Source organism: Streptomyces sp. NPDC001093, from assembly GCF_040298985.1.
Lineage (GTDB): Bacteria > Actinomycetota > Actinomycetes > Streptomycetales > Streptomycetaceae > Streptomyces.
Genome location: NZ_JBEPBF010000129.1, coordinates 1 through 11912 on the forward strand (window position 1 = coordinate 1; position 11912 = coordinate 11912).

Consider the following 11912-nt stretch of genomic DNA (forward strand, 5'->3'; position numbering starts at 1 on the left):
AACGAGCCTCTCTACTCGGAGAGTTGCGCGATGGCCGCCCCATGACCAGGGGTAATGCACTGATCGCTGCTACACCACCCGGCGGGACACCATCGTGTCGGTGCCGGCCGCGAGCGGCCCCCGGTGCCGGGCGACCACATCCGTGACCACGTCACCGACGACCAGCAGCGCCCCGTCCCGGCCCGCGGTCACCCCCCGGTCCATGCCGTGGCGATCCGCGCCGCCAGCCGTACGTTGCCGCGCACGGCCGCCAGATTGGCGCTCAGGGAGGCCCCGTCGGTGTGCCGGACCAGGTAGTCCAGCAGGAACGGGGTCACCGCCTGACCGGAGATGCCCTGGTCCGCGCAGGCGCGCAGGCCGTCGGCCAGCACGCGTGCGTGCAGCTCGGGATCGAGCTGCTCGGCCTCGGGGACCGGCTGGGCGACGATCAGTGCCGACGGGGGTGCGTCGAGCGCGTCCTGGGCCCGCATGACGTCCGCGACCTGCTCCGGGGTGTCCAGTGCCCAGTCGACCGGATGTCCCGAGTCGGACAGATAGAAGCCGGGGAACCGGTCCGTGCCGTATCCGGCGACGGCCACGCCCAGCGTCTCCAGCCGCTGCAGGGTCGCCGGCACGTCCAGGATCGACTTCACGCCCGCGCAGACCACCGTGATCCGGGTGCGGGCCAGCAGACCCAGGTCGGCCGACTCGTCCTGGGTCACCGTCCACTCGCGGTGCACACCACCCAGCCCGCCGGTGGCGAACACCCGGAGGCCCGCGAGCGCGGCCAGCTGTGCCGTTGCCGACACCGTGGTCGCCCCGCTCGCAGCGCTCGCCATGGCGAGCGGCAGGTCGCGGTGGCCGAGCTTGCGGATGCCGTCCTCGTTGGCGATCCGCTCCAGTTGTTCCTTGTCCAGGCCGACACGGGGCCGACCGTCGAGCACGGCGATGGTCGCCGGTACGGCGCCCTCCCGCCGCACCGTGTCCTCCAGTTCCAGCGCCACCTGCAGGTTGCGCGGACGGGGCAGACCGTGCGCGATGATCGTGGACTCCAGAGCCACCACCGGCCGCCGTGCGTCGATCGCTTCCCGGACCTCTTCCGACACCACCAGCACGGGCACCGCCTCCTGTTCTGTCGGCCTTTCCTCATCTCTGGCGGCCCCCGGCCGCCGTTAAACGCCTATGGCCTGTGCGCTTGCGGACTGTGGGGGACGCCACCAGCCTGGGGCGCATGACCAGGAACAGCATGCGTCTCGACCACGTCGTCCTGTGGGTGGCCGATCCCGTGGCCGCGGCCGGCTTCTACCAGGAGTCCGTCGGGCTGGAGCCGATCAGGGTCGCCGAGTTCACCGAGGGAAAGGCGGCCTTCCCCTCCGTGCGCGTCAACGAGGAGACCATCCTCGACCTCGCCCCGCTCACCATGGCCGCAGGTATGAGGATGCTGCCCGGTGCGGCCGACAGCGCGGGCCACCCCGTCAACCACATCTGCCTGTCCCTGCCGGCCGATGCCTTCGACGCCCTGCACGCCCGCCTGGAGGAACACGGCGTCGCCGTGTCGGGCATCGACCACGACCTCTCGGGCGCCCGCGGCAACGCCACGCGCAGCTTCTACTTCCGTGACCCCGACGGCAACGTCTTCGAGGCCCGGCACTACGACGAGTAGCCGGGGCCGGGCGGACACGAGCAGCCGAGATCGTCGGACACGAGCGGCCGGCGCCGGTCAGAGACGGAAAGCGGGCTGCTCAGAACAGCGGCTCGGGCAGCACCCCCTCCAGGGCGAGCAGCTTCCGCTTGGTCTCCAGCCCGCCCCCGAAGCCGCCGATCCCGCCATCGCTCTCCACCACCCGGTGGCACGGAACGACCACCGGCAGCGGATTGGCACCCATGGCCGCGCCGACCGCCTGCGCCCCGCCGGGCTGCCCGACCCGCCCGGCGAGATCGCCGTACCCCACCACCGTGCCGTACGGCACACCGGTCGCCAGCTCGCGCAGCACCTGCCGGTTGAAGCCGGAGATCAGCGACCAATCCAGCGGCACGTCGAAGTCGTGCCGCTCGCCCGCGAAATAGGCCCGCAGCTGGCGTATCGCCTCCGCCAGCAGCGGCGCCTCGGGATCCTCCACGGGAGCCGCGCCCAGCCGGGCCGCCAGCCGCTCCAGGGCGCGGTCGCGCACCGCGTCCGTGGCGTGGAAGACGACGTTGACCAGGCCGTCACGGCTCGCTGCCAGCATCAGGGGCCCGATGTCGGTGCCCACCACGGCCCACACGACCTGCTGCTCAACCTGCTCATGGCTGTCCATGCGCCCACGGTACGGCCCGCCACTGACAACGCCCCCCGCGTTCAGTGCGAGCCGAGCGCCGTCCGCACCACGTCGGGCTTGTTGGTGATGATCCCGTCCACGCCGTAGCCCGCGACCTTGCGCGCGGTGGCCGCGTCGTTCACCGTCCAGGCGAACACCCGGAGCGGCTTGCCGTGCGGTCCGTCGAAGGTGTGCACGGCCGCGACGTACCCCTTGGAGAGCGAGCCGTACGAGGAGTTGACGAGATCAGTGAAGCGCGCGTACTGGTGCAGCTGCGCCGCGGTGGGCGACCCGAGGTAGGCGGTGGTGATCGCGGGCTTCAGCTTGTGCACGGTGCGGATGCTGTCGGCGCTGAAGCTCTGCACGATCAGCCGGCCCAGGTGTTCGTGGTCCAGCCAGCCCTCGTTCCCGAGGAGCTTCAGGGTCTGCTGCTCGATGCCCGGATACAGCTCCGGGTTCTTGATCTCAAGGAGCAGCTTCTCGTGGTTGTGCTCGACCTCGCGCATGTACTGCTGCAGCGTCGGTACGCACGTGCCCGCGTAGGCGGGGGAGTACCAGCTGCCCGCGTCCAGCCGGGCGATCTCGGCCGCGGTGAAGTCCTTCACCTTCCACGGCGCCCGGCCGGGGAAGACCTGCTCGACGTTGGTGGTGCGCTTCAGGCTGTCGTCGTGGATGACGACCAGCTTGCCGTCCTTGGTGCGCTGGACGTCGTTCTCGACCCAGGAGAAGCCCAGTTTCGCGGCCTTGTCGATCGAGGCCAGCGTGTTCTCGGGAGCGTAGGCGGAGGCACCCCGGTGAGCGATCACCGTGGGCTCGCCGGCATCGCCGGCCCGGGCGTCGGAGCCGGGGCTCAGCAGGACCGCCGTCCCCAGGATCGCGACGACCGCGGCGGCAACTACGCGCGCGTGCATGAAGACTCCTTGCGTCGAGCGAACACGGACAGCAACCACAGTGACAGCAGTCGGTCAGCATCACCTGGGCGCACAACGCCCACAGACTGAGTGGATGTGTCCCAAGTCCGCTCACCGGTACGGCACAACTGCGGCAAGGCCGTGTTTCTTTGCCGGAAAATCGTTCGACCATTCTGGTGGGGGTCATACTCTCTGCGACAAGCCTGACCGCCCCGGCGGTCCTGGGCCGGGGGGACATTTCAAGGATTCCGGGACGCAAGAGGGCGGAAGGGCAGCCGCGGATGCAAGGCACGGTCGACGGATTCAGCTACGGGGCCGTCACCCCGTTGGTGGCCTATCTGATGGCCTGCCTCGGCGGCGCCCTCGGCCTGCGCTGCACCACCCGGTCCCTGCTGGTCACGCACTCCCGACGGCCGGCCTGGCTGGCCCTCGGCTCGGCCGCGATCGGCTCCGGCATCTGGACCATGCACTTCGTCGCCATGATGGGCTTCGCCATCAAGGAGACGCCGATCCACTACGACAAGCCGATCACCTACGCGAGCCTCGGCCTCGCCATCGTCATGGTCGGCGTCGGGATCTTCATCGTCGGCTACCGGGGCGCCACCGGCACCTCGCTGTTCACCGGCGGCACGATCACCGGTCTGGGCGTCGCGTCGATGCACTACCTCGGCATGGCCGGCGTGCACTTCCACGGGCGGTTCACCTACAACACCTACACAGTCGCCGCCTCCGTCGTCATAGGGGTCGTGGCCGCCACCGCCGCGCTGTGGGCCGCCGGACGGGTCCGCGGCTTCATGTGGAGCGTCGGGGCGAGCCTCGTCATGGGGCTCGCGGTCAGCGGTATGCACTACACGGGCATGGCCGCCCTCGGCGTCCACCTCGACGGCACCTCCCACACCGCCGGAGGAGCGCCGGAGCCGTCCGTGCTCGCGCCCATGCTGATCGGCCCGCTCGCCTTCCTGCTCCTGGCGGGCGTCGTGGTGATCTTCGACCCGCTGATGATCATGGGCCGGCCGGTCCCGAGGCCCCTCGAGCACAAACCGGGTGTCCCGGCCTCCGCCGTCGCCTCCCAACCGCACCGGCGTCCCGCCCTCCACCAGGGGCACCGGGCCGAGCACCCCGTCTCCGGGACCCCGCAGAACCGCTGATCCCGCCCCGTTGTCAGTGCGGGGTCGTACGGTGGATGACATGCGGCCCGTTTCCCACATCGAACGCACGGTGGCGCCCTTCGAGGTCGTCAGCCCCTACCAGCCCAACGGCGACCAGCCGACGGCCATCGCCGACCTCGCCAAGCGCATCGAGGCCGGTGAGAAGGACGTCGTCCTGCTGGGCGCGACCGGCACCGGCAAGTCCGCCACCACGGCGTGGATGATCGAGAAGCTCCAGCGCCCCACGCTCGTGATGGCGCCGAACAAGACGCTGGCCGCCCAGCTGGCCAACGAGTTCCGCGAGCTCCTGCCGAACAACGCGGTCGAATACTTCGTCTCGTACTACGACTACTACCAGCCCGAGGCCTACGTCCCGCAGTCGGACACCTACATCGAGAAGGACTCCTCGATCAACGAGGAGGTCGAGCGGCTGCGCCACTCGGCGACGAACTCGCTGCTCACCCGCCGCGACGTCATCGTGGTCGCCTCGGTGTCCTGCATCTACGGCCTCGGTACTCCGCAGGAGTACGTGGATCGGATGGTCCCCCTGAGGGTCGGCGACGAGATCGACCGGGACGAGCTGTTGCGCCGCTTCGTCGACATCCAGTACACGCGCAACGACATGGCCTTCACCCGCGGCACCTTCCGGGTCCGCGGGGACACCATCGAGATCTTCCCGGTCTACGAGGAGCTGGCCGTCCGCATCGAGATGTTCGGCGACGAGATCGAGGCACTGTCCACGCTCCACCCGCTCACCGGCGAGATCATCAGCGACGACCAGCAGCTGTACGTCTTCCCCGCCTCCCACTACGTCGCCGGCCCCGAGCGCATGGAGCGGGCCGTCAACGACATCGAGAAGGAGCTGGGGGAGCGCCTGGCCGAGCTGGAGAAGCAGGGCAAGCTCCTGGAGGCCCAGCGTCTGCGGATGCGTACGACGTACGACATCGAGATGCTCCGGCAGATCGGCTCCTGCTCCGGTGTGGAGAACTACTCGATGCACTTCGACGGCCGTTCCCCCGGCTCCCCGCCCAACACCCTGCTGGACTACTTCCCGGACGACTTCCTGCTCGTCATCGACGAGTCGCACGTCACCGTCCCGCAGATCGGCGCGATGTACGAGGGCGACGCCTCCCGCAAGCGCACCCTCGTGGACCACGGCTTCCGCCTGCCGTCCGCCCTGGACAACCGCCCCCTGAAGTGGGAGGAGTTCCAGGAGCGCATCGGGCAGACCGTCTACCTCTCGGCCACCCCGGGCACCTACGAGCTGTCACGCTCCGACGGTGTCGTGGAGCAGATCATCCGCCCCACCGGCCTGGTCGACCCGGAGGTCGTGGTCAAGCCCACCGAGGGCCAGATCGACGACCTGGTGCACGAGATCCGCAAGCGCACCGAGAAGGACGAGCGCGTCCTCGTCACCACGCTCACCAAGAAGATGGCCGAGGACCTCACCGACTACTTCCTGGAGCTCGGCATCCAGGTGCGCTATCTGCACAGCGACGTCGACACCCTGCGCCGTGTCGAGCTGCTGCGCGAGCTGCGCTCCGGTGAGTACGACGTCCTGGTCGGCATCAACCTCCTGCGCGAGGGCCTCGACCTGCCCGAGGTGTCCCTGGTGGCGATCCTGGACGCCGACAAGGAGGGCTTCCTGCGCTCGGGCACCTCGCTGATCCAGACCATCGGCCGCGCGGCGCGCAATGTCTCCGGCCAGGTCCACATGTACGCCGACAAGATCACCCCGGCGATGGAGAAGGCCATCGAGGAGACCAACCGCCGCCGGGAGAAGCAGGTCGCCTACAACAAGGCCAACGGGATCGACCCGCAGCCCCTGCGCAAGAAGATCAACGACATCGTCGCGCAGATCGCCCGCGAGGAGGTCGACACCGAGCAACTCCTCGGCTCCGGCTACCGCAAGTCCAAGGACGGTAAGGGCGCCAAGGCACCCGTTCCGGCGCTGGGCGAAAAGGCGGCCAAGGCCGGCAAGGCGGCCAAGGGCAAGGCGGCGGCCACGGTTCCCACGGACCGCCCGGCGGCGGAACTCGCCGAGCAGATCGAGGAGATGACCGAGCGCATGCGCGCCGCCGCCGCGGAGCTGCAGTTCGAGATCGCGGCCCGGCTGCGTGACGAGGTCTCGGAAATGAAGAAGGAGCTGCGCCAGATGCGGGAAGCCGGTCTCGCCTGAGCCCCGCCACCCTGCCGGACCTCGGTATATGCGCCAAGTGTTGCAACACCGACACAAAGCGCGGGCCGGGGTTCGGCACTGTCGGTGCCTCTGCGTAGGGTTCTGGACAACCGCGCACTGCGCGGCAACAGGGGACCTTCGAGAGGGGATTCAGCGGTGTCCGTCAACTTGAGCAAGGGTCAGGCCATCAGCCTGGAGAAGAAGGACGGGGCCACCCTGACCGCGGTCCGTATGGGGCTCGGCTGGCAGGCGGCGAAGCGGCGCGGTCTGTTCGGCTCCCGCACGCGTGAGATCGACCTGGACGCGTCGGCCGTCCTCTTCGCCGAGAACCAGCCGGTCGATGTCGTCTTCTTCCGCCACCTGGTGAGCGACGACGGTTCCGTGCGTCACACCGGCGACAACCTCGTCGGCGGCGTCGGGCAGGGCGGTGACGACGAGGCGATCCTCGTGGACCTGCAGCGCGTTCCGGTCCACATCGACCAGATCATCTTCACCGTGAACTCCTTCACGGGACAGACCTTCCAGGAGGTGCAGAACGCGTTCTGCCGTCTCGTGGACGAGACCAACGGCCAGGAACTGGCCCGCTACACGCTGGACGGCGGCGGCGACTACACCGCCCAGATCATGGCGAAGGTGCACCGGGCGGGCTCGGGCTGGACGATGACCGCGCTGGGCACCCCGGCCTATGGCCGTACGTTCCAGGACCTGATGCCGGCGATCCAGCAGCACCTGTAGGACCGCCTGCTCGACCGGCGCGGCGCACGACAGAACGACAGCGACACAGGGGGGCGACGGCGATGACGGCCGAGCTGGTGCGGGGGCAGAACCACCCGCTGTCCCAGGTCCGGCTGGTGATCCGGATCTCGGCCGGGGCGCCGGTCCTGGCCGGAGCCACGCTCGGCGACGAGAAGGGCACGGTGCACGGGCCTGAGTGGGTGGCCCACCCCGGCGCGACCACCCTGCCCGGTGTCGAGGTGCCCCGGCGGGCCGCCGCCGGACACCGGCTCACCGTCGACCTGGGCGCCGTGCCCGAGGCCGTCCACCGCGTCGCCGTCTTCCTCGCCCTGCCCACCGGGGCCGGGTCACCGGCGCGGTTCGGTGCCGTCGCCGCGCCGCACGCGACGGTGGAGGGCCTCGACGGAACCGAACTGGCCTGCTACACCCTCACCGGCCTGGACAGCGAGACGGCCGTGCTCGCCCTGGAGCTGTATCGCCGACAGGGCGCCTGGAAGGTGCGGGCGGTGGGCCAGGGATACGCGGCAGGGCTCACCGCACTGCTCGCCGACCAGGGCCTGCGCGAGGCCGCCGACGTCGCGGCCGCCGCCCATGGGGCGGTGGCCCCCGAGGAGGCGGCCCACGGCCTGTCCCACTCGCTGCAGGCTCCGGCCTCCGCGCCGTCAGCGCACGAGGCTTCGGCTCGCACGCCGAAGGACACCTCTACGGCCCCACCGCACGACACGTCCGCCTCCGCCGCGCACGTCACACCGGCTCCCGGGCCGTACGACACCGCCGCGCCCGAGGCCCGGGACGCCGCCGCGGCCGGGACGCCCGGGCCGACGCCCTCCTTCGCCCGGCAGCAGCAGGAGCCGGCATCGCCGTACGACGCGCGGAGCCCGTACGACCCCCAGGCATCCGGCGCATCCCCGCCAGACCCCGTCGTCCGGGTCGACTACACGCACCCCGGCCGTTCCCCGCACGGCACACCGCCCCCGGCGGCCCCCGCCGACGACGATCGGCCCGCACAGCCCGTCGCGGGCGACGCCGTGGGCTGGTCGATGGAGGAGCGGCTGTACAACCAGGTCTGGGGCATGTTCGAGGACCTGGCCCGCACGACCGCCGCGTACCGCAGCGCCGTCGACTTCGCCGACTCCCGCCTGGAGAAGGAGCTCGACCAGGCTCTCACCGACCCTCGCGGCCGACTCGGCACCGCGGGCGACGCCGCGCGCGAGGTGGCCCATGCCCGCCGGACGCAGCTGGTGGATCAGGCGCGTGCGGTCCTCGACCGTGACCTCGCCCAGCTCACCGCCGAGTCCGAGGTGGTCGAGCCCGCGCTTCCGCCGGCGTACGCCCGCTGGGACAACCCCGTCTGGCACGGCTACCGAGTGCCCGCCGAGCCGCCGATGGCCCTGCGTCTGGGCGACCTCCATCTGCCCGAGAGCGTGCCCCTGCGCATCCCTCTGCTGGTCAGGTTGCCGCTGGAACGCGGCCTGTGGCTCGACAGCGGCCTGGCGGAGGCGTCCGGCGGCCTCCCCGACTCCGCCGAGCTGCGGTACCTGGCCATGGAGGCCGGGGCGGCGCTCGCGGCACGCCTGCTCGCCGTGCATCCCGCGGGGGACTTCGCCGTGCAGATCATCGACCCGGCCGGCACCGGGGTCGCGGCGTTCGCCCCGCTCACGCGGACCGGAGTGCTCGCCGCTCCTCCCGCGACCGGAGCTGCCGGTGCGACGGAGACGTTGGAGCGGCTCACCCGGCGGGTCGACCTGGTGCAGATGGCGGTGCGCGGCGGCGCGCCCGAATCGCTGCCGGCCGATGTCGACACCGCGCGTCAGCTGCTGATCGTCAACGACTTCCCGCACGGTTTCGACGACCGGGCGGTGACCCGGCTGCGCTATCTCGCCGACGAAGGGCCCGACGTCGGTGTCCACCTCCTGCTGGTGGCGGACCGCGAGGACGCCGCTGCCTACGGCCCCCTGCTCGATCCGCTGTGGCGTTCGCTGACGCGACTCACCCCCGTGCCCGACGATCACTTCGCCGACCCCTGGGTGGGGCACGCCTGGACCTATGAACCGTCGCTGGTGCCGGCCGGGAGCCAGGTCGTGCACCAGGTGCTCACCGAGGTGGCGAGAGCTCTGACCAAGCGCGGGTAAAGGGCTCCGAGCTGGGATCTTGGTCTTTATTTTACTTTTCTCTTTACCTTTCCTTGGTGATTGCGGTACTGTCTTCCGTACGGAGGGGAGTACTCCCTGACTGCGGCGCACCCGTCAGTACGGACCGGTTCCGGTCCCGGGGCGCCGGCCCGACGCGGGTGGAAGAGACCTCCGGCAGCGACGACGCTGACGTGTTTGCCGTTACGTAATGCCGGAGGTGCAGTGGAAGTCTCCATGACCCTGTGGGTCCTGACCGTCGCGGGCCTCGCCGCCCTGATCGCGGTCGATTTCCTCATCGGGCGGAAGCCCCATGAGGTGTCGATCAAGGAGGCCGGTATCTGGACCGTTGTCTGGATCGCCCTGGCCGGGCTGTTCGGTCTCGGTCTCCTCGTCTTCGGCGGCGGACAGCCGGCCGGCGAGTTCTTCGCGGGATTCATCACCGAGAAGTCGCTGAGCGTCGACAACCTCTTCGTCTTCGTCCTGATCATGGCGAAGTTCGCGGTGCCGGCCCAGTACCAGCAGCGCGTCCTGCTCGTCGGCGTACTCATAGCCCTGGTCCTGCGGGCCGTCTTCATCGCCGCGGGAGCCGCGATCATCGCCGGCTTCGCCTGGATCTTCTACCTCTTCGGCGCCTTCCTGATCTGGACCGCCTGGAAGCTCATCCGGGAGGCGCGCGCGGACGAGGAGGACGAGGAGTACGAGGAGAACAAGCTGCTGAAGGCCGCGGAACGCAAGTTCGGTGTGGCCGACCGGTACCACGGCACCAAGCTGTGGATCCGGCAGAACGGCCATCGGGTCATGACCCCGATGCTGGTCGTGATGCTCGCCATCGGCACCACGGACGTCCTGTTCGCCCTGGACTCCATCCCCGCGATCTTCGGTCTGACCCAGGACCCGTACATCGTCTTCACCGCCAACGCGTTCGCCCTCATGGGTCTGCGACAGCTGTACTTCCTCATCGGCGGCCTGCTGAAGAAGCTGGTCCACCTCTCGTACGGCCTGTCGGTCATCCTCGGCTTCATCGGCGTCAAGCTGGTGCTGCACGCCCTGTACGAGTCCGGCGTCCACGTCCCCGAGATCAGCATCCCGGTCTCGCTCGGCGTGATCTGCGCGGTCCTGGTCGTCACGACCGTCACCAGCCTGATGGCCACCGGGAAGCAGGCCGCCGTCGAGGCGGCGCACGGGGGCGGTCAAGCCGCTCCGAAGGACAGCGTCGACGCCTGACCAAGCCGACGGCAGGTGCGGCCGGGGCGGGAGCGGGACCGTGTGAAAGAGGCACCCGCTCCCACCGCTGCCGGGCCCTGCAGCGGAAAGGGAAAGGACGAGAAATATCGGGAAAGAACGGAATGCGAATTATGTAGGTCTCTGCGACCATCGCCGCATGATCACTCGGCTCCGGGCGCTCACCTGGCAATGGACGATCCTCGTGCCCGTTCTCGCGGTCGTCCTCCTGGTCTTCACCTGGGGCCGAAATCTGCCGGGCGCGGTCGTCGCGCTGATGACCCTGGTGCTCGCCGGCTCCGTCCTGGCGGCCGTCCACCACGCCGAGGTCGTCGCCCACCGCGTCGGCGAACCCTTCGGCTCCCTGGTGCTCGCCATCGCCGTCACGATCATCGAGGTGGCCCTGATCGTCACCCTCATGGCGGACGGCGGCGCCAAGAGCTCCACCCTGGCCAGGGACACCGTCTTCGCCGCCGTGATGATCGCCTGCAACGGCATCGTCGGGCTCTGTCTGCTCGTCGCCTCCCTGCGGCACGGCACCGCCGTCTTCAACCCCGAGGGCACCGGCGCCGCCCTGGCGACCGTGGCGACGCTCGCCACCCTCAGCCTGGTGCTGCCGACCTTCACCACCAGCAAGCCCGGACCCGAGTTCTCCTCGGTGCAGCTGACCTTCGCCGCGCTGTCCTCACTGATCCTTTACGGACTCTTCGTGGCCACCCAGACCGTGCGCCACCGCGACTACTTCCTGCCGATCACCCGGCAGGGCGAGGTCATCACCGCCGACGACCACGCCCGGCCACCATCCGCGCGCAGCGCCTGGCTCAGCCTCGGTCTGCTCGGGCTGGCTCTGGTCGGCGTGGTCGGCCTGGCCAAGGGGGTGTCGCCCACCATCGAGTCGGGTGTGGAGGCGGCCGGCCTGCACCACGCCGTCGTCGGTGTGATCATCGCCCTGCTCGTCCTGTTGCCCGAGACGATCGCCGCGCTGCGCGCCGCACGCCGCGACCGGGTGCAGACCAGCCTCAACCTCGCACTCGGCTCGGCCATTGCGAGCATCGGCCTGACCATCCCGGCCGTCGCCCTCGCCTCCATCTGGCTCTCCGGACCGCTCATCCTCGGCCTCGGCTCCACACACATGCTGCTGCTCGCGCTGACCATCGTGGTCAGCTCCCTGACAGTGGTGCCGGGACGGGCCACGCCCCTGCAGGGCGGTGTCCACCTGGTGGTCTTCGCGGCCTATCTGGAGTTGGCCGTCAATCCGTAGCGAGCCCGACCGTACGGTCCCTCTGCGGGAGGCCTGCAGCCGGTCGCCG

The 11912-nt window shown here is 70.0% G+C and carries 11 protein-coding genes; 7 read left to right on the plus strand and 4 right to left on the minus strand.

What is annotated here, in order from left to right; genetic code table 11:
- Nucleotides 1-69: 69 nt before the first annotated feature.
- The gene (locus ABT288_RS40205) at nucleotides 70-192 is read right to left on the minus strand and encodes a hypothetical protein (RefSeq protein ID WP_351619040.1); all 123 of its coding nucleotides are present in this window, start codon (nucleotides 190-192) and stop codon (nucleotides 70-72) included.
- The gene (locus ABT288_RS40210; protein ID WP_351619042.1) at nucleotides 189-1094 is read right to left on the minus strand and encodes a pseudouridine-5'-phosphate glycosidase; all 906 of its coding nucleotides are present in this window, start codon (nucleotides 1092-1094) and stop codon (nucleotides 189-191) included. Before ABT288_RS40210 ends, ABT288_RS40205 begins: the two co-directional genes overlap by 4 nt.
- A 116-nt stretch (nucleotides 1095-1210) precedes the next feature.
- On the opposite strand from ABT288_RS40210, the gene ABT288_RS40215 reads away from it, so the two are divergent.
- Nucleotides 1211-1642 carry a VOC family protein gene (locus ABT288_RS40215; RefSeq protein ID WP_351619045.1) on the plus strand — a complete coding sequence of 144 codons (432 nt, stop codon included), beginning with the start codon at nucleotides 1211-1213 and terminating at the stop codon, nucleotides 1640-1642.
- Between the two features lie 79 nt (nucleotides 1643-1721).
- Here the strand turns inward: ABT288_RS40215 and ABT288_RS40220 are convergent, their stop codons facing one another.
- Together ABT288_RS40220 and ABT288_RS40225 are read right to left on the minus strand one after the other, a co-directional pair.
- The gene (locus ABT288_RS40220; RefSeq protein ID WP_351619048.1) at nucleotides 1722-2276 is read right to left on the minus strand and encodes a methylated-DNA--[protein]-cysteine S-methyltransferase; all 555 of its coding nucleotides are present in this window, start codon (nucleotides 2274-2276) and stop codon (nucleotides 1722-1724) included.
- Between the two features lie 41 nt (nucleotides 2277-2317).
- Nucleotides 2318-3187: a glycerophosphodiester phosphodiesterase gene (locus ABT288_RS40225; RefSeq protein ID WP_351619051.1), complete on the minus strand. Its 870-nt coding sequence runs from the start codon at nucleotides 3185-3187 to the stop codon at nucleotides 2318-2320.
- A 281-nt stretch (nucleotides 3188-3468) separates the two neighbouring features.
- Here ABT288_RS40225 and ABT288_RS40230 point away from each other — a divergent pair, with 281 nt between their 5' ends.
- From ABT288_RS40230 to ABT288_RS40255, 6 genes are all read left to right on the plus strand, one after another.
- Nucleotides 3469-4335 (plus strand): MHYT domain-containing protein, encoded by an 867-nt coding sequence (locus tag ABT288_RS40230; protein ID WP_351619054.1) that lies wholly within the window; start codon nucleotides 3469-3471, stop codon nucleotides 4333-4335.
- Between the two features lie 40 nt (nucleotides 4336-4375).
- Complete coding sequence (gene uvrB / locus ABT288_RS40235; protein ID WP_351619057.1) at nucleotides 4376-6514, plus strand: excinuclease ABC subunit UvrB; 2139 nt, start codon at nucleotides 4376-4378, stop codon at nucleotides 6512-6514.
- Between the two features lie 156 nt (nucleotides 6515-6670).
- Nucleotides 6671-7249, plus strand: a complete 579-nt coding sequence (locus tag ABT288_RS40240; protein ID WP_351619059.1) for a TerD family protein — start codon at nucleotides 6671-6673, stop codon at nucleotides 7247-7249.
- Between the two features lie 62 nt (nucleotides 7250-7311).
- Nucleotides 7312-9381, plus strand: a complete 2070-nt coding sequence (locus tag ABT288_RS40245) for a TerD family protein (protein ID WP_351619062.1) — start codon at nucleotides 7312-7314, stop codon at nucleotides 9379-9381.
- A gap of 222 nt (nucleotides 9382-9603) precedes the next feature.
- Nucleotides 9604-10605: a TerC/Alx family metal homeostasis membrane protein gene (locus ABT288_RS40250; RefSeq protein ID WP_351619065.1), complete on the plus strand. Its 1002-nt coding sequence runs from the start codon at nucleotides 9604-9606 to the stop codon at nucleotides 10603-10605.
- 157 nt (nucleotides 10606-10762) lie between these two features.
- Nucleotides 10763-11863 (plus strand): calcium:cation antiporter, encoded by a 1101-nt coding sequence (locus ABT288_RS40255; protein WP_351619068.1) that lies wholly within the window; start codon nucleotides 10763-10765, stop codon nucleotides 11861-11863.
- The last annotated feature ends 49 nt before the right edge of the window (nucleotides 11864-11912 follow it).

Coding starts and splice junctions, on each gene's coding strand:
- ABT288_RS40215 (WP_351619045.1), top strand. CDS start 1,211: ATGACCAGGAACAGCATGCGTCTCGACCACGTCGTCCTGTGGGTGGCC.
- ABT288_RS40220 (WP_351619048.1), bottom strand. CDS start 2,276: ATGGACAGCCATGAGCAGGTTGAGCAGCAGGTCGTGTGGGCCGTGGTG.
- ABT288_RS40225 (WP_351619051.1), bottom strand. CDS start 3,187: ATGCACGCGCGCGTAGTTGCCGCCGCGGTCGTCGCGATCCTGGGGACG.
- ABT288_RS40230 (WP_351619054.1), top strand. CDS start 3,469: ATGCAAGGCACGGTCGACGGATTCAGCTACGGGGCCGTCACCCCGTTG.
- uvrB (WP_351619057.1), top strand. CDS start 4,376: ATGCGGCCCGTTTCCCACATCGAACGCACGGTGGCGCCCTTCGAGGTC.
- ABT288_RS40245 (WP_351619062.1), top strand. CDS start 7,312: ATGACGGCCGAGCTGGTGCGGGGGCAGAACCACCCGCTGTCCCAGGTC.
- ABT288_RS40255 (WP_351619068.1), top strand. CDS start 10,763: ATGATCACTCGGCTCCGGGCGCTCACCTGGCAATGGACGATCCTCGTG.